11 protein-coding genes are annotated in these 17,541 nt (G+C 32.7%); 4 read left to right on the plus strand and 7 right to left on the minus strand.

The window, feature by feature from the left end:
* Window positions 1-44: 44 nt before the first annotated feature.
* The 6 genes from LNQ49_RS19450 to LNQ49_RS19475 all read right to left on the minus strand — a co-directional run bounded on the left by LNQ49_RS19450 (window position 45) and on the right by LNQ49_RS19475 (window position 11,678).
* Window positions 45-1,916: a glycoside hydrolase family 35 protein gene (locus LNQ49_RS19450; protein ID WP_229990672.1), complete on the minus strand. Its 1,872-nt coding sequence runs from the start codon at window positions 1,914-1,916 to the stop codon at window positions 45-47.
* 93 nt (window positions 1,917-2,009) lie between these two features.
* A complete protein-coding gene (locus tag LNQ49_RS19455) occupies window positions 2,010-3,389 on the minus strand; it encodes a Gfo/Idh/MocA family protein (RefSeq protein ID WP_229990673.1) in 1,380 nt (459 codons plus the stop codon).
* Window positions 3,390-3,451: 62 nt separating this feature from the next.
* Window positions 3,452-4,750, minus strand: coding sequence for a DUF3472 domain-containing protein (locus tag LNQ49_RS19460; protein ID WP_229990674.1), 1,299 nt, complete (start codon window positions 4,748-4,750; stop codon window positions 3,452-3,454).
* A 137-nt stretch (window positions 4,751-4,887) separates the two neighbouring features.
* A complete protein-coding gene (locus LNQ49_RS19465) occupies window positions 4,888-6,585 on the minus strand; it encodes a RagB/SusD family nutrient uptake outer membrane protein (RefSeq protein ID WP_229990675.1) in 1,698 nt (565 codons plus the stop codon).
* 12 nt (window positions 6,586-6,597) lie between these two features.
* Window positions 6,598-9,690 (minus strand): SusC/RagA family TonB-linked outer membrane protein, encoded by a 3,093-nt coding sequence (locus LNQ49_RS19470; RefSeq protein ID WP_229990676.1) that lies wholly within the window; start codon window positions 9,688-9,690, stop codon window positions 6,598-6,600.
* Window positions 9,691-10,454: 764 nt separating this feature from the next.
* A complete protein-coding gene (locus tag LNQ49_RS19475) occupies window positions 10,455-11,678 on the minus strand; it encodes a purple acid phosphatase family protein (RefSeq protein WP_229990677.1) in 1,224 nt (407 codons plus the stop codon).
* Between the two features lie 174 nt (window positions 11,679-11,852).
* On the opposite strand from LNQ49_RS19475, the gene LNQ49_RS19480 reads away from it, so the two are divergent.
* The gene (locus tag LNQ49_RS19480; protein WP_229990678.1) at window positions 11,853-12,503 is read left to right on the plus strand and encodes a sugar-binding protein; all 651 of its coding nucleotides are present in this window, start codon (window positions 11,853-11,855) and stop codon (window positions 12,501-12,503) included.
* Window position 12,504: 1 nt separating this feature from the next.
* Here the strand turns inward: LNQ49_RS19480 and LNQ49_RS19485 are convergent, their stop codons facing one another.
* Window positions 12,505-13,545 carry a LacI family DNA-binding transcriptional regulator gene (locus LNQ49_RS19485; RefSeq protein ID WP_229990679.1) on the minus strand — a complete coding sequence of 347 codons (1,041 nt, stop codon included), beginning with the start codon at window positions 13,543-13,545 and terminating at the stop codon, window positions 12,505-12,507.
* Window positions 13,546-13,956: 411 nt separating this feature from the next.
* Between LNQ49_RS19485 and LNQ49_RS23320 the strand changes: the two genes are divergently transcribed.
* The 3 genes from LNQ49_RS23320 (at window position 13,957) to LNQ49_RS19500 (ending at window position 17,500) form a co-directional block, all read left to right on the plus strand.
* Window positions 13,957-15,036 carry a GHMP family kinase ATP-binding protein gene (locus tag LNQ49_RS23320; RefSeq protein ID WP_229990680.1) on the plus strand — a complete coding sequence of 360 codons (1,080 nt, stop codon included), beginning with the start codon at window positions 13,957-13,959 and terminating at the stop codon, window positions 15,034-15,036.
* A 25-nt stretch (window positions 15,037-15,061) separates the two neighbouring features.
* Complete coding sequence (locus tag LNQ49_RS19495; RefSeq protein WP_229990681.1) at window positions 15,062-15,937, plus strand: sugar phosphate nucleotidyltransferase; 876 nt, start codon at window positions 15,062-15,064, stop codon at window positions 15,935-15,937.
* Window positions 15,938-16,117: 180 nt separating this feature from the next.
* The gene (locus tag LNQ49_RS19500) at window positions 16,118-17,500 is read left to right on the plus strand and encodes a sugar MFS transporter (protein ID WP_229990682.1); all 1,383 of its coding nucleotides are present in this window, start codon (window positions 16,118-16,120) and stop codon (window positions 17,498-17,500) included.
* Window positions 17,501-17,541: the final 41 nt, after the last annotated feature.

Here is a 17,541-nt window from a genome sequence, read left to right on the forward strand (position 1 = left end):
ATTTTAAAAAAGCCATCAAGGAATCTTGATGGCTTTTTTTTTGTTTAATTGCTTGGTAAGCCTTTTTCTGGTCTTAGGTCTTGAAGAATAGGAGTGTCTATTGTTTTTACTTCTTTTTGGATTGTTTCATTTTTTTGTTCAAAAATAACAATGTTGTTTTTTCCTTTCTTTAGCCAACATCCAGGCAAGTAAAGTGTTTGTTGTGGTCCAACGCTCCAGTAGCGACCGATGTTGATTCCGTTTACAAATACAATTCCTTTACCCCAATCACGCATGTCTAGGAATACATCTCCAGTTTTACTCAGGTTAAAAGTGCCTTGATATAAAGTTGGACGATTTGTTTTTGCTGAATTTTTATATGATACCAAATCTGGTTCTGTGGACATGGGTAATTTATACATTTCCCAATCACCAGTAATTGTCTCGCCATTAATAATAACAGGACTTATAATTCCTTTATTATTGGCATTAATTTGTGAGCCATAATTGATACGCCCCATATTTTCTACAACAATATCTAGGGTAGCATTAAACGGAATGTCAATTTCGCAATCGTACTTTTTATAATAACGATTTAACTCCGCTACTTTTTTTCCATTAACATATACTATTGCATAGTCACGTAATCCATTTAATTCTAATTTTCCACTAATTGGCTGTGTGAATTTTTTGCTGTACCAAACGTACCCATCCCCTTGATTTAATTGCTCAAATGTAAGCGGATTGTCTTCTATTATAGGATTGATTTTAGATTTTAAGTCAGCTAAATCTACTGCTTTTGTTAGTTTTATATTAGGAATAGTTATTACAGGTGTTTGAGTAGGAACAGCAGGTGTTTCATCTGTTTTTAATAATTCTCTTAATGCATTATATTTTGGAGTTGCCCAACCAGCTTCACTAATTGGAGCATCATAATCATACGATGTCATGTCGGGCTGAATGTCGTGCTCTTTATCATAATTAGCCCCTGAAGTAAAACCAAAATTTGTTCCTCCGTGAATCATATAATAGTTAAATGAAACTTGGTTGTCTAAGTACTTTTTAGTCTGACGTACGGTTTGTTCTGGTTTTTGAGTAGGGAATGGCTCCGCCCAATGATCCAACCAACCAGGATAAAATTCGGCCACCATATAGGGACCTTGTCCATTATTAAACTGATTGACTACTGTTTTTAATTTAGTAATATCACTTTCTCCATTTGCTGTAGGTAATGCTCCTGGCAAAGCACCTCCTTCAAACAACCAGCTTCCATCAGAAGTGAAGAAAGGTACTTCAAAACCAATATCTTTTAATTGTTGGAATACTGCCGCACTGTATTTTTTATGCTCTGCTAATGGGATGTCTTTGCGTTGAGCAACATAAGAACCAAATTCGTTCTCCCCTTGTACCATTATAATAGGGCCTCCTTTGGTAATTTGTAAATCCTTGACCTGATTATACAATTCTGTAAAATAAGCCTTGGTAGCAGCCAAATATTCTTTGTTGTTCCCACGAATCACCATGTTAGGAACATTTTGTAAAAACCACGGATAACCTCCAAATTCCCATTCGGCACATACGTAAGGCCCCGGACGTAAAATGACAAATAAACCTTCTTCTTGTGCCGTTTTGATATATTCAGCTAAGTTTTTATTTCCAGTTTTAAAATCCCAAACTCCTGGAGTTGTTTCATGATAGTTCCAGAAAACATACGTTGCAACTGCATTTAAACCCATTGCTTTCATCATTTTTAATCGATGGCGCCAGTATGGTTGAGGAATGCGTGAATAATGCATTTCGCCCGAATGAATTTGAACTGGTTTGCCATTTAATAAAAAATTGCCATCATTTATAGCAAAAGTTTGCTTTGGCTGTGCAAATAACTGAGCTACTATAAAGAAAGAGAATATGCAGGTTAAATAATAGATTTTTTTCATTTTGATTTTGCTTAAAAGTGATAGGTATAACAAACAAGAGGGCACTTTATATGGGTGCCCTCTTGTTACAATTTAACTAACTTCAAAATATTTTTATTTAGAGAATTCTAAACCTTTTAATTTGTTCCAACCACCACGTGTGAAATCAGGAATTTCTACTGGAGATGAATTGTTGTCAAGTGAAATTTCTGTTAATGGACCTAAACAAGACCATTCAGCTAAATCATATACATCCATATCAAGAGGTAATCCGTTTTGTAAGCAGTAAATCAAACGGTAATCCATGATGAAATCCATTCCACCATGTCCACCAACTTGTTTAGCTTTTTCTTCAATTCCAGCTACGATTGGGTGTTTGTATTTTTCCATTAATGCTTTTTTCACTTCTTCTGGCATGAATTTGTGTGCACTTAAGTTTTCATGATCTGGTTTAATATCTGAGCTAATTGATTTAGCATCTAATGCATAACCTTCTACTGGATATTTATTAGCAAATCCTTTAGTTCCACTAAGTTGATACATACGGCTGTATGGACGTGGAGATGTTACATCATGTTGAATTTGGATTGTTTTACCATTTTCTGTACGAATCATAGTCATAGTATGATCTCCATTTCTAAAATCTTTAACGTCGATTCCTGATTTTTCTTTAATGTAAGCTGGATTTCCTACTGCTTTTGTATCCATAGATACTAAGTAGTTCATTTTGTCACCACGGTGAATGTTCAATGCTTGACAAGCTGGTCCCATACCATGTGTTGCATAAATGTCACCACGGTGTTTTTTGTTGTAATCCATACGCCAGTTATTCCAGTATTCTCCCCAAAATGGTTGAAGACCGTGAATGTAAGACCCTTCTGCATGAAGAATTTCTCCAAATAAACCTTGTTGAGCCATATTTAATGTAGTAAGTTCGAAGAAATCATACACACAGTTTTCCAGCATCATACAGTGTTTACGAGTTTTTTCAGAAGTATCAATAAGATCCCAGATTTCTTTCATAGTCATTGCACCAGGAACTTCTATAGCTACGTGTTTACCATCTTTCATAGCTTGAGAACCAATGTTAGCATGATGTTTCCAATCGGTTGCGATGTATACTAAATCTACATTTGGTAGTGCAGTAACTTTTTTCCAAGCATTTTCATCTCCATAAAATTCTTGTGCTTTTGGAAGCCCTCTTTTTGTTAGAATTTCATTTGCTTTAGTTGTATTTTCTTGAGTCATGTCACATAATGCAACAATTTCTACTCCTGGAATATGTGTCATACGTTCTACTGCTCCTGGACCACGCATTCCGAGACCAATAAAAGCAACACGTACGTTTGGAATTGGGGCTGTAGCTAAACGCAAAACATCTTTTTGTCCTTTAGCACGAGCTGGAGTAGGTGTCTTAATCATTTGAGCTGAAGAAGTAGCATATCCTAAAAAGAAGCAGGATATCAGAATAATTTTAAAGATACTAGTTTTCATGTTGAATTAATTTAATTTAGAATTGTAGACAATTTGTTTTGGGATTGCCTTAGTGTTGTTTTTTATGGCAAAGTACTAAAATTTATACTTGGCTTATTATGATTTAATGGTTTTGTAAACTTAGTTTTTGCTTTGGTGTATTTGTTAAAGAAGCCACCATCTTTTAAAAAGAAATGCCCTTTTTCGATACCACCTGAATAATCCATTCGATATCCTTTTCTACCAGTGTTATCTACTGTGAAAATGGCAGTATCTACTTCTTTCCAAACTCCTTTATCATCACAATACCATTGGTTGTTAAACAATACTTTGCGTGATTTATTTCCTTGCTGTGGTACAAAATTTTCTAAGAATGAATGAAATCTTTTTAAGTAGGTATTGGTCTGTGGACGATTAAAGCTTGCAATTAAGAGCCATTTTTTCAATTCTGGCGCATAAAAATAGGCAGTGTATGTTGTTGAGTTATCGTTTTGAGGAACTCCATTAAGCAAGAACTTATAAGTGTTACCTGCTTTCCAGTTGTATTTTAAATAGCTTTGTCCACCAGAACCTTCGTTTCCAAACTCACCTGTTTTTACATTTTCTCCTTTTTTAAGCATTTTGATTTTATGCGATTCAGGAATGCTTTTAGGGTCATCAGTAACAAAAGGACTCCAAACAGAGAATAATACGCGACGTTCTGTTTCAGAATTTACCTGAATTCCGAAGTAACCTTCTCCAAAACCGTTTGCCATATAATAGGATCCTATCTTGTCTTCGTTTACAGGAACAGTAATTTCATTGTAATACCATTGAACATTTACTTTTTCAGGTACTTCGTAGTTTAAATGTACAGATGGACCTCTTCGTCCCCAATGGAAAAAATTATCATCGTTATTTGGTACAAAGGCAGTTTTTCCTTGAAGTGCTGAGCCACTAATAATTAATTTAGAAATAGAAGGGAAATTATTTTGGGTCTTACTTATCCCTTTTATTTTTAAAGCAACATATCCTGTATCAACAATTTTCCATTCTCCTATTAAAATAGGTCTTTTGTTATTTTGGTCGAACTCAATTTTTTTAAACTCTTTGTTAATGCCAAATTCTAATGTAGATTTTCCTTGAGTATTTACTTGTTCATCTGTTGAAATTTGAATTAATCCAGGAGTTGAAACTCTAAAATAAACTGTAAAATATTCGTTAGGATTGGTCCAGTTTTCTATTCCATTATCGGTTATAGAATTGTTACTTTCAAGATTATTAGAACTGAATGCATTTCCGCCAAGAGGCAAATGGATTTCAGTTTTTGAATCCTGTGCCAATACATTTGTACTTATAGAGAACAATGTAAGTAAAGAGAATATGATTTTAAAATATTTCATTTAGCCTGATTTTAGCTATTATTGATTCTTGTATTTAACTTCTCTAGAATCCCCCTTAATTATCAAGGGGGAATTCTAAAGAGAGTCTTATTTACTAACTAACCATAAAACTCAAAATTAGTTTTTCAAAATCTTAATTATGGATTTTGAGTTAAAGTCCCCGGGTAAGCATTTATTTCCGATTGAGGAATATATTGTACCACTCTTAGACTTGTTGCAGGAACATCCACCATTGGTGTATGAGGTCCAGGATAATGACGAGTCATTGTTTCTCCGTTTCTGTATACATCATATCCGCGTTGCGCTTCAAAAGCAAGTTCTAATTGACGTTCTTCATCAATAAGTTGTGCTGCATTTGTACTTGTTAATGAGGTATATCCTCCACCTACAATTGATCTTTCTCTAATCACATTTAAGTTTGTAAGAGCACTTTGATAATCTCCTTTTTTAGCATAAGCCTCAGCCATATTCAAATACATTTCGGCTAATCTTGAAATAATAGGAGAGTGTAAGTGAGAGCTATTGTCTTGTAAAGAACATTTTGTAATGTAGTACATTGGATATACACGATTTAATAACATCATATAATCTTTTTCACCTACATAAGTTTTTCCTGCATAAACAATTGAATAACTGTTGTCAGCAGCATTAACTGCTGTAAGGTTGTAGTTTACATCAGCGATAGTAATATAATAGCTTCCGTTAGGATTAGTTTTAAGAGGCTGTTGGATATAGTTGTATCCAGTTTGTACTCCTGCAGCATTAAAAGCATCTACTACAAAACGGAAAGCATCTGTTTTGTTATTGGAAGCATCCAATGCATATTGAGGATCAATAAAAGCCCATCTTGCATCTTTCTTTAAACCAGATTTACGTAATAAGTCTAAGTATTTTGCGCTTGCATACATTTCTCCCCAACCTTGTCCTTGTATATTAGCATACATACCACCAATACCGTAGTAGTGGTCAAAACCTGAATATTCTGAAGCAACACGTTTAACAGCAAAAATAGTTTCTGTTTGTCCACCTGCATCAGGTGCAAATGTGTTGTATTTCATAAAATCTGCTCTGCTAAGTAAATTATAACGACCGCTAGTAATTACTTTATTAGCATATTCAATAGCTAAATCAGCATATTGTTGATTTGGCGTTTGATACGTTCCGCTCATGTATAAATACACTCTTGAAAGCATTGCTTGCGCAGCTTCTTTGGTTGCATAAGCAGCACTTCTGTTTTCATTCATTAATGCTTCTCCTTTTTTAAGATCGCTTATTGCTTGTTCGTAAGTTGCTTTTACAGTAGCTCTATCTGGAAGGTTAATGTTAGCGATATCTTCAGGTAATCCATTTACAATTGGCACACCTAAATTAGTTTCTGGTGATTGTGCATAAGGTCTACCATAAGTTTTAACTAGATAGAAATAAAGCATTCCTCTTAGATAATATGCTTCTCCTAATTTTTGATCTATTACTGGGCTTTCTCCTTCAGAAATCATTTTCATTAAATCACTTGATTGTGAAATGATTTTGTAACTATTATTCCAAAAGGTAGATAATCTATCATTATTTGGAATGTGCTGATAAGAGATAAAAGAGTAGAATGCATCAGTAGAGGTTCCTCTAATCATAATATTATCCCCAGGATACTCACCAACACGGTGCATTACATCCGACCAATCTCTTAGTTGTGCATAACATCCATTAAGAAGTACATCGACAGCTGCTTCTTTATCTTGTAAAATTTTATCTTTCGTATAAGATCCATATGGGTCTCGCTCTAACTCACATGAAGATAGAAAACTAAGAGTAATAAATAATATAAATATTTTTTTCATGATTTTGAGTTTTTAAAGAGTAAGATTAAAACCTAATACAAATCTGCGAGATTGAGGGTATACAGAGGTTGCAACTCCTGTTATAGATCTTTCACCTCTTAAATCTGCTGGTGGTATCTCTGGATCAACACCTGAGAAGTCAGTTATTGTAAATAAGTTTTCTCCTGATACAAATATTCTAAGATTTGATATATTCAAGCGTTCAATAGATAAATTATATCCAAATGAAAGGCTTCTCATTTTTAAATACGATCCATTTTCTAAGAAACGTGTTGATGCTTTATTAGAGTTACTTGAATTGTTGTAAATTGCTTGTGGGTGTGTTGCAATATCACCTGGTTTTTCCCAACGGCTCCATCCACTCTGAAGATTCATTTGGTTACGATCAGTATAAGCTCCATCTGAATCAAATTCTGCACGAGCATAGTTATAAATTTTACCACCTACTGAATAACTGAAAGTAGCTCCTAAATCGAAATTTTTATAATTTACAGAAGTCGAGAATCCTCCAAAATAAGATGGAGTGTAAGCTCCAGCAGTTACAGGATTTTTAGACGCTTCACCATAGTTTGATGTTTTAACACGTTCCCCAGTTGTTACATCAGTTTTATACCATTCTGGTTTTCCATTATCAGGATTTACACCAGCCCATTCTGGAAGTAACCAAGTGTCGACATCCATTCCTGGTTTTAATAATTTGGATGCAGAACCCGAAATACCAGTTCCATCACCAACAATAATCTCTTGTTTAGTTCCGTAAAGGCTTGTTACTTTGTTTTTATTCACACCAATATTAGCATCTACATTCCATCTCCAGTTTTCATTTTTGATGATATCTACATTCACAGACGCTTCAAAACCTCTGTTATTTACAGCTCCAACATTTCTCCAAATGCTAGTTACTCCAATTACTCCAGGTAAAGGAACTCGGTATAATAAACCTGACGTATCTTTATCGTAATAGTCTAATGTTACATTAATTCGGTTTAAAAAACTTACATCTAAACCAATACCAGTTGTATATGTTTTTTCCCAACTTAAATCAGGATTTCCAATTTGAGAAATTAAGGCTCCTGAGTTTCCATTATAACTATATGCTTTATCATTTGATGCCAAAGCGTATAAAGCTTGATGTGGATATAAACTATTTGGTCTGTTTCCTACAGAACCATAACTTGCTCTAAGTTTTAAGTTATTGATGTAGTCTGCTTTAAAGAATTTCTCTTTATGGATATTCCAACCACCACTAATAGAAAAGAAATTACCATATCTAGCGTTTTCTCCAAAATTAGAAGCTCCGTCACGACGCAATGAAAATTGTGCCATATATCTGTCATCATACGTATAATTGATGTTTGATAACAAAGATTGAACTGCCCATTGAGATCTTGTACCACCAACTTTTTCTGGAATTGCAGCTACATCCGGGATGATAAATCCTGGAGCTATACCAGTAGCAATTCCTTTAGATTTTTTATCATTATATTCATTCCATTCGTAACCAGCAATTGCGTTTATTGCATGTGCTCCAAATGATTTATTGAATTTAAATAATTGGTTAGTGTAGAAACGATTGTACCCTTCGTTTGTATCTTCGATTCTTCCTTTTACTGATAATCCTCCAGATGATCTCGGGTCAGTATAAGACATTGAAGTTAAATTAGAAAAAATGTAGTTGTTCGTAGAAGTAAAGGTTAACCATGAATTGAATTTTACATCAAAATCTAAATTAGTTCTAACATTATATCTTTGTGATTCTGCATAATCCCATTGTAAATCATATAAATAGTTAGAACCAGTTGTGTTAACCCAAGTTGGGTTAGGTTGATTTCCTACTAAAGTTCCATCAGGTAAATAGGGACTATCCCAAGGCATGTTGCCGTACATTGCACCGACAGAATGTTGTTTGTCTTCAGTTTCAGTACGTGTAATGTTTGCTTGTGGACGTATAGTCAACCAATTATTTACTTTATAGCTAAATTTAAGAAGTAAGTTGTAACGAGTATAGTCATATCCTTTTATAGCACCAGTTTCATCATATATTCCAAGAGAAACATAGCTTTTGAATACATCGCTACCACCATTAATAGATAAGTTAAAATCTCTAGCAATACCTGTTTGTGTTGCATTTTTCCACCAGTCATAATTTTTATTTCTTAATTCTGGATTCCACCACCATGCATTACTGAAATCTTGTTTGTTAGGGAAAGTATTATATAGATCATATAACTCTTCACCATTCATGATATCAAATTTTCCTGAATTTACTGTTGTAGCGGCAGTTTTGATAGAGGCATTAATGGTTGCTTTACCGCTTTTACCACTTTTTGTAGTAACAATAATTACACCATTTGCTCCCTGAGAACCATATACCGCAGTAGATGCAGCATCTTTAAGAACAGTTAAAGTTTCGATATCGGCAGGATTCATGTTTCCTGAGTTGCTACCTACAATAACACCATCAACTACCCATAGAGGGTCAGTGCTTCCGTTAACAGTAGTTTTTCCACGAATAACTATTTTACCTGTATCTCCTGGTTGTCCATTTCCTGAACTTACGTATACTCCAGTTGCTTTACCAGATAATAAATTTTCTACTGATGGAGTAGTAGCATCAATAAGTTTTTTATTATCTACGGTTTGTAAAGCACCAGTAAGGCTTTCTTTTTTAATTTTACTGTAACCTACGATAACTACTTCGTCCATTACTTCTCCTGCTTCTTTTAAAGCAACAACAATAGTCCCTTTTCCAATTGTAACTTGTTGCTCTATCATTCCCATATAAGAAATAACTAATACAGTTTGGTTATCTGCTACCTCAATGGCAAATTCACCATTGTAATCTGTTTGTACTCCAATAGAAGTTCCTTTAATCAGGACATTTGCGCCAGGGAGTGGTGCTCCGTTACTATCGGTTACTTTTCCCTTAACAATTTTTTGTACAAGTGCTAAATCAATTCTATTAGAACTAGTTGGTTTTGATGGAGCAGCTGTTGAAATTTGAAAAGTCAAAGCGAACAATGAAAGAATTGTTAATTTGATTTCCTTCCTAGACGGCTTGTTAAACCACAAGTCTCTCGGTTTTTTTTTAATTAATAATTTCATACTCTTAAAAATGTGTTTGGTTAATAATTTGTTTTTGTTTTGTGTTAACTGGTATTCATTTTTATTATAATCGATTTAAGGGATAATTGCCTTAAATGAAATCGTTATTCTATGCTTTTTTAATATTAATTATTTAGGAATTCATTCTTTTAAATCTTAAAAACGTATGTTTTTTCTTGTTTATTTAATGATTATTTTTTAACATAAATTCTGTTTTATTTTTTAAGATATGACGAAACTATATATTTAATTTTTATTAAACAAGGAAAAGCACAAAAAATGTGCTCGAACACACAATATTTGTGTTCTCGAGCACATTTTTTTTGTTGAAAATGTTTTTTTAGTAATAAAATTCTAGTTTATTATTAAAAAGTTGAAGGCTTCTCATTTATTTAAAAACAAGAATATTGTAGCTAATTATTATTAGATGAAGGAATAAATAAAAAGATTGATGAAAAATTTATGAAATTCTTATTTTAGATTGCAATTGAATGTCAGTTGCTTTAGTAGGAATCTGTTAATAAAAACAATATTATAGTATCAATATAGGTGTTAAGAGTTATGGTTTTAACATGTTTTTGAGTTGAGTGGGTTGCATTAAAAAATCCTCCAAATATTTGTGCTCATTTGAAGGATTTTTATTGTCTGAATTTAGAGTTGTTTTCCTTTTTAATTGAGGAGGAAAACGAATAATGATTCCAATTAAAATAGGAATTGGAATGCTTGAAATGTAGAAGCTGTTTTTAGATAGAATTTTGAAAATTTTATCTTTTAGTATTCAGATGAAACAAACCTATTTCTTTACCTGAGTCATTGAGCATTTGCAAATTTAAAACTTTGGAGTTGGCATCAATTCGTATTAAAGTTCTGGTTCCTGTTTCTGGTCCTCCACCAATTACAAAATGATAAGAGTGTTCTTTATTTGGCTCAAACATTCCGTATTCGTGTGTATGTCCAGCGACAAACAAATCGATTTTATATTTTTCAAATAAAGAACCAAATAATCTGCGACATTCAGTAGTTCCATGTTCTTCATCAGAATGGTAATGTGGAATATGCATCATTACTACGCGAAACGGAGCATTCTTAAAAGCTTTAGATTTCATTTGTTTCTCTAACCAAATGGCTTGCTCTTCACGATAAGAATCGTAATTAACAGTTCCGCCATAGACAGGATGAGAGTCTTTTTTATCTTCACCAGTATCTAGAACAATTGTAAAAACGGAACCCATTTTAAAACTGTAATACTCTTTCTTATCATAATTGTAATAATAGTCTAATAGATTTCTGGAGTATTTGCCTCTTGTTTCATGATTTCCTCTTACAAACATAAAAGGTTTCTCGGTTGAGAATAAACTGCATGGATGGAGTAAATGATTGATGATTTGATTTTCGTCTGTTTGGTAATCAAACATATCTCCATTTAGAAATACAAAATCATACGGCTTGTTCTGATTGAGTTGTATTAATTCTCCAAAAGATTCTGGGCGATCATGAATATCGTTTAAAATAAGCCAACTGACATCTTTTGTTTTGGGATCGAGTGTTTGAAAACGATATGTTTCACTACTTATGATGTCACCAAAAGTGATTTTATAAGGTCGGAAATCTAAAATTTGTTTCGAGAAAACTTTATAGTAATATGTGGTATTTGGTTTAAGATTTGTTAGTGTTACAGTATTAATTCTAGAATTGGTATTCATCATGCCATGTGCACATTGTTCGGCTTTTGTTCCTAGTTGTTCAGTTTCACCATATTCAACCCAATTCAAACAAAGCTGATTCGTAAGCCACATAATTGTCATACTATCAGTTGTAGGCGCTTGAAGATAAGGCTTTGTTAGAAAGTTATGTGTAGCATCTAGCGAATCTGCGTTTTGATTTGAAGCAAAAGCAGATAATGGTAATCCGGCAACTGCAACAGATCCCGAAATACCTACTATAGTTTTTGTTAAGAACGAGCGACGAGAGTTTTTTTCTTCTTTCATAAAAAGATAAAAATTTGGTTATTTATAGTTTAAAAGTGGCTTTATTTGGTGTTAATTGAGACGAAACTATCGATTATATTTTATTAAACAAAGAAAAGTATTGTAAAATGTGTTCGTGCACATTATATTTGTAGTGCAGCAATAATTGCGACAAAACCATAATTTAAGAATAGTATGAATCAGGAAACTAAGAACTACGAAGTAAATTCAATATCTAAAAATGAATTGATTGTATCAGGAAAGGGTGATTCTCATTTATGGAATAAAGCAATTGTTCTAGATGATTTTAGTTCGCCTTGGGATTCTAAATTGCCTTCTCGAATAGAGTTCAAAGCATTATGGGATTTGGAGCAATTATTTTTTTGCTTTACAGTTTACGATACCGAAATTCATATCGAAAAGAAAGATAATAGTAATGATAGTATTGGAAATTCAGATAGGGTAGAGCTGTTTTTTAGACCAGATAATACACTAAATCCATACTATTGTCTAGAAATAGATGCTACTGCCAGAGTAATGGATTTTATAGCCTATCCCGATAAGAATTTTAATTTTGATTGGTCTTGGCCAAAAGATGATTTATTGGTTAAATCATCTATAAATAAGGATTGTTTTGTGGTAGAAGGAGCGATAAGCATTGCCTCTTTAAAACAGTTCAATTTAATCAATAACAACCAAATCGAAGCAGGTATTTTTAGAGCTAAGTATTCTAAAGCTAATAATGCTAGTTATGAACCTACTTGGATTACCTGGGTGAATCCCGTTACCGAAACACCTAATTTTCATATTCCATCATCATTTGGAATTTTAACTTTGAAAGAATAAACTATTCTAGATAAAAATCGGCGTTTTCCGAATTAATGATGTCAATAGGTAAAAGTGTAACAGCTGGAGTTTCTTTATGGAAAAGGAAATGCTCTACAAAGTAGGTTATACCAAGATAAGCTTGTCTTTTTTGATTTTGATGAATTAAGAAATCAATTACTCCTAAATTTAGGTAATTTACATTTTCATCAATTAAATCGTAACCAATCATTCGGATTTTTTTGTTCTTAATCTCGCTAATGGTTTTTGCTATTTGATAGGCTTTGGATGTAGTAATGAAAACACCAGATAAATCGGGATTTTCACTGATGAAGTTTTTTAGGTTTACTTCAACATTAGGACTTTTTAATTTTAATGTCGTAATCTTATAGTCTAGATTTTCTTTTTCATTAAAGTAATTTCTGAAACCTCTTTCTTTTTCTTGCATGTGAATTGCATTCTTGTAGGTTTCGTCAATATGTATAATAGCAATATGTCCCTTGTCTAGAATAGTATTTAATAGCTTGGCTGCTACGCGACCACTTCTAAATAAATCTTGTCCAACAAAATTCTTGATTAAAGTAGACTCTACCTGATTATTAAATGTATTTACAAGGATGTCTAAAGAGTCATATTTTTTTATTGCTTCTATTGTTTCTTTATGGAATAATGGAGCCAGCAAAACTGCGTCTGGCGATTTTTCTATAATAAGCTCATTAATATTTGTGAATGATTTTGTTTTTTCAGGATTAAAATAAAACGTTTCAACAAGTATGTTGTAAGCTTTAAATTCTTGTATAGCATCATTTACTCCTTTAATACAAGGAAACCAATATGGGTCAATTTTAGGATCAGGTAAAACAATGCAAATACGATAAATCTTATTGTTCTTTAAGTTTCTGGCAATAAGATTGGGTTCGTAATTTATTACATTTAAAACTTCATTTACTTTTTCTAGTGCTAAAGGAGAAACTTTTCCTCTTTTGTGTAACACTCTGTCAACAGTACCTTTTGAAACTCCTGCTAATTTAGCAATATCTTTAATTGTATACTTTTTATCCATAAGGGGCAAATATATAAAAAACTTTGTGTTTGTTCTTTTCGGGTTTATTTACTAAAATAACTGGCTTTTTTATTTGTAATGAAGTATTCAGTTTTACAATTAACAATGAAGATGGTTAATGTATTAAATATTTTCAATGGAAAACAAAAATATAAAATTAGGTAATCTTATTTCAATTTTCGTAAATATCCTAATAATTTTAACATAGCCTTTTTACCAATATTTTTAAGCATATAGATAAGTGTGCTCGATAACATAATTTTAGTGTGTTCGAGCACATTTTTTGTTTTTTCCTAGGTTAATTAAAATTTAATATCTAGTTTCGTAAAGTTAAAATCAAAATAAAAGCCAATTTTACGAATCAATAATAGTGTAATTAACAGTATTGCAGTATTTTAATATATATCAAAAGTGAAAAAAATTATATCATTAGCGCCAGGACGGACGTGTCTTTTTGGAGATCATCAAGATTATTTAGGATTACCAGTTATAGCATGTGCAATAAATAGAAATATACAATTAACGGCAGTACAAAATGAGACTTCTGTTTTTAAGTTAGATATGGTAGATATTAATGAAGTTAGAATCATTGATATCGATGCAACTTTTGAAGAATTGGAGCCTCGCGATTATTTTGCATCTTCATTAAGAGTTTTAAGAAGACATGGATGCATTCCTACAGTTGGGTACGATATTACAGTAAAAGGGGACATTCCTATTAATTCTGGTACTTCGAGTTCTTCGGCATTATTAATGGCGTGGATTAATTTCCTAATAACCGCTTATGGTGTAGATTGTGAAGTTACACCAGAATTTATTGCTCAAATGGGATATGCTTCAGAAGTATTAGAACATGGTGAACCAGGCGGAATGATGGATCATTTTAGTATTGGAGTAGGTAATATTGTTCATATTAATACAAGTGTGCCATTTTCGTATGATATAATTGGTACAGGTTTAAAAGGGTTAATTACAGGTGTTTCGGGAGTTCCAAAAGAAACGATAGGATTAATAGGAGAATTAAAAGGCAATGCTTTATTAGCAATTGATATTGTAAAACAAAATTTTAAAGATTTTGATTTGCATAAAACTGAAATTGTAGATATCCACAAATACAGTAATTATTTGCCAGACAGATTAATTCCATTTTTTGAGGCTGCTATAAAAAATTACCATTACACAAGAGAAGCTTTAAAGGAATTTGATAAGCCAACACTTAATTTGGTGAGAATTGGTGAGCTAATGAATATGCATCATGCTGTTTTAAGAGATTTATTAAAGATAACAGTGCCAAAAATTGATGATATGATTAATGCAGCATTGCGTGCAGGAGCTTATGGAGCTAAGATTGTTGGTTCAGGAGGTGGAGGAAGTATTGTTGTAATTGCTGATCCAAATAAAGAAAAAGCGGTTGTAGAAGCAATACTAGCAGCAGGAGCAAAAGAAGCGTATACAGTAACTGTAGATCCAGGAGTAAGAATAATACAATAATATTAAAAAATTTAAAGACCAAATTATGCATGACAATTTAATTATTTTAGCAGGCGGTGCATCTTCTCGAATGAAAAAGGAAGTTGTGTTAAATAATTTAACCGAAGAAGAAATAGCTCAGGCAAATGAAAGAAGCAAAGGGCTAATAGGAGTAGGACCAAACGGAAGACCTTTGTTAGATTATCTTTTATTAAATGCAAAAAAAGCAGGCTATAAAAAGTGCATTATTATAATAGGAGAACAAGGAGAATTGTTTAAAGAATTCTATGGTAATCAAGATAAAAACAATGATTTTCATGGGTTAAATATTTCATTCGCAGTTCAATACATTCCAAAAGATAGAGTGAAGCCATTTGGTACTGCCGATGCATTATTTCAGGCTGTAGAACAATATCCAGAAATGAATTCTCAAAGTTACTCAGTTTGTAATAGTGATAACTTGTACTCTACAGCAGCTTTGTTGGCACTAAGAGAAACCAACAGTCCAAATGCTTTTATAGGTTATGATCGTGATGCATTGGATTTTCCATCCGAAAGAATTTCACGTTTTGCTATTGCCAAGTTAGATGCAAATAACCAATTATTAGATATACTAGAGAAACCAACGGCTGAAGACTTAGAAAATTATAAAGATTCAGAAGGGAAATTAAGAGTAAGTATGAATGCTTTTAAATTTAATGGGGCAATGGTATATCCTTATTTGAAAAATTGTCCAGCTCACCCAGAAAGAGACGAAAAAGAATTGCCAACAGTACTTTTGAATGCGATAAAAGAGAATCCAAATACAACTTTAGGAATTCCTTTTTCAGAGCATGTTCCAGATTTAACTGCCAAAGAAGATATCGCTGAAGTAAAAGAATATCTAAAAAAATACTACCCAAAGTTAAACTGGGAAGCATAAAATTAACAAAAATTTCATATCTAATTTAGGAATAAGAAGAACTTATTGAGCTACTTTTGTCGTATTATTGCAAAAAAAACGCAACTACCTGTTGTTTTTTGCAAAAAACATGAAAGCGTTGGTGCTATTTTAGATTGAAAAAAAACGATTAATCTATTAACCATCAACCAAAAAAAAATTATGTCAAAGATAGAAAGTGCAATACGTATAGACCAAAGGAGTACAATTATTCCTATGGTTATTTTAACCGCATTATTTTTTATTCTAGGATTTGTTACTTGGCTTAACGGGCCTTTAATTCCTTTTTTCGAGTTAGCTTGTGAGTTAACAGCTTCTCAAGCTTATTTCGTAACATTTGCTTTTTATATCGCCTATTTTGTAATGGCAATTCCATCTTCTTGGGTTATCGAAAAAGTAGGATATAAAAATGGAGTTTCGCTCGGATTAATTGTAATTGCTGTAGGAGCTTTTATGTTTTATCCAGCAGCGGCTACAAGAACATACGTTTTCTTTTTATTAGCATTATTCACCATGGGAACAGGTTTAGCAATCTTACAAACAGCTGCAAATCCTTATGTGGTTGTTATTGGTCCAAGAGAAAGTGCTGCAGCAAGGATTAGTGTTTTAGGAATTGCAAATAAATTAGCAGGATTTATAGCGCCATTAGCCCTGACAGCTTTGGTGTTATCAAATATGCAAGAATACACAGCAGAGAAAATTGCACTTTTAGACGAAGTTTCTAAAACAGAAGCCTTAAATTTGCTGACATTACAATTGCAAACACCATATCTTTATATGGGATTAGTTATTTTGGTTTTGGCACTTTTAGTTAAGTTGTCTCCATTACCAGAAATTGATTTGGATGAAGAAGGAGATGTAATGAGTTTAAGTATTTTTAAACAAATAAAAAATGCTTTCAAACACCCACAATTAGTTTTAGGAGTTATAACCTTAATGTTGTATTTAGCTGCCGAAGTTTTGGCAGGAGATTCAATTGGAGGATTCGGAAAAGAACTAGGAGTCTATGGTAAAGATGGTAATTTTTATTTAAAATTAACCTCATTTACAATGTCGGCAATGGTAGTAGGATATGTTTTAGGGATTACATTGATACCAAAATATCTTTCACAAGTTACTGCATTAAAAGCATCTGGAATTTTAGGATTAATTTTAGTAATTTTAATAGTTGTTATATCGCCAGAAATAACAGTTCAATTTTCGGGGATTCCAGCTATACCAGTAGTTATAATTTTAGTAGCATTAATGGGACTTGCAAATGCACTTTGTTGGCCGGCAATATGGCCAATGGCATTACAAGATTTAAAAGGATATACTAAGATAGGAAGTGCAATTTTAATCATGGGTATTATAGGAGGAGCAATTTTTCCTTTAATTTATGGCGCTTGGGCCGAAAGTATTAACACTGCTAATGTAGCAAACGGAGTGGTTAAAACGGCTAAAAGCGGAAACCAGATTGCATACTTAATACTAGTGCCTTGCTACTTAATGATTGTATTTTTTGCTTTCAAAGGGCATAAATACAGAAGTTGGTCTCGCAATTAAAAAAGGATAAATAATTAAAGTAAATATAAAAAGAAGCGAAT

The organism is Flavobacterium pisciphilum, assembly GCF_020905345.1.
GTDB lineage: Bacteria > Bacteroidota > Bacteroidia > Flavobacteriales > Flavobacteriaceae > Flavobacterium > Flavobacterium pisciphilum.

Bases quoted from the DNA above. Each gene is read 5' to 3' on its own strand.
- LNQ49_RS19465 (WP_229990675.1), bottom strand. From the start codon at position 6,585: ATGAAAAAAATATTTATATTATTTATTACTCTTAGTTTTCTATCTTCA.
- LNQ49_RS19480 (WP_229990678.1), top strand. From the start codon at position 11,853: ATGAATCAGGAAACTAAGAACTACGAAGTAAATTCAATATCTAAAAAT.
- LNQ49_RS19470 (WP_229990676.1), bottom strand. From the start codon at position 9,690: ATGAAATTATTAATTAAAAAAAAACCGAGAGACTTGTGGTTTAACAAG.
- LNQ49_RS19485 (WP_229990679.1), bottom strand. From the start codon at position 13,545: ATGGATAAAAAGTATACAATTAAAGATATTGCTAAATTAGCAGGAGTT.
- LNQ49_RS19450 (WP_229990672.1), bottom strand. From the start codon at position 1,916: ATGAAAAAAATCTATTATTTAACCTGCATATTCTCTTTCTTTATAGTA.
- LNQ49_RS19500 (WP_229990682.1), top strand. From the start codon at position 16,118: ATGTCAAAGATAGAAAGTGCAATACGTATAGACCAAAGGAGTACAATT.
- LNQ49_RS19475 (WP_229990677.1), bottom strand. From the start codon at position 11,678: ATGAAAGAAGAAAAAAACTCTCGTCGCTCGTTCTTAACAAAAACTATA.
- LNQ49_RS19455 (WP_229990673.1), bottom strand. From the start codon at position 3,389: ATGAAAACTAGTATCTTTAAAATTATTCTGATATCCTGCTTCTTTTTA.
- LNQ49_RS19495 (WP_229990681.1), top strand. From the start codon at position 15,062: ATGCATGACAATTTAATTATTTTAGCAGGCGGTGCATCTTCTCGAATG.
- LNQ49_RS19460 (WP_229990674.1), bottom strand. From the start codon at position 4,750: ATGAAATATTTTAAAATCATATTCTCTTTACTTACATTGTTCTCTATA.